This is a genomic window from Paraburkholderia sp. CNPSo 3274, from assembly GCF_024206475.1.
GTDB lineage: Bacteria > Pseudomonadota > Gammaproteobacteria > Burkholderiales > Burkholderiaceae > Paraburkholderia.
Genome location: NZ_JAMBPR010000272.1, coordinates 1 through 529, shown reverse-complemented (window position 1 = coordinate 529; position 529 = coordinate 1). Strand labels below are relative to the sequence as shown.

1 protein-coding gene is annotated in these 529 nt (G+C 63.7%); it reads right to left on the bottom strand.

The genetic code is table 11. The features are described from left to right. The coding region (locus M3I54_RS44655) for an IS256 family transposase (RefSeq protein ID WP_254346785.1) at window positions 1-529 on the bottom strand (529 nt) is incomplete at both ends.

The window sequence follows — 529 nt, the reverse complement described above, 5'->3', positions numbered from 1 at the left end:
CGGCTCCAGTCAGCCGTGATATTGCGCAAGGCCAGCCAGAGCAGTTTGGTCGCGGCCTCGTCCGTCGGGAAGTGCCCACGCGTCTTGACGATCTTGCGTAGCCGCGCGTTCACACTTTCAATGGCGTTGGTCGTGTAGATCACCTTGCGGACCGCAGGCGGAAACGCGAAGAAGGGAATGACGCGATCCCAGGCGCGGCGCCAGGCCGCCACCACCGTCGGGAATTTACGGCCCCACTCGCCCTGCTCGAACGCGTCCAGTTCGGTCTGGGCAGCTTCAGCGCCCGTTGCCGAATAGATCGGTTTGAGGGCAGCAGCCAGCCCCCGCCGGTCTTTCCAGCTCGCGTAGTCCAGCGAGTTGCGGATCAGGTGCACGATGCACGTCTGGAGCGTGGTGGCCGGAAACACCGCGCCCAGCGCTTCAGGCATGCCCTTCAGTCCATCGGTGACCGCGATCAGGATGTCCTGCACGCCACGCACCTTCAGGTCGCTGAACACCTTCATCCAGAACTTCGCGCCTTCCGTGTTCT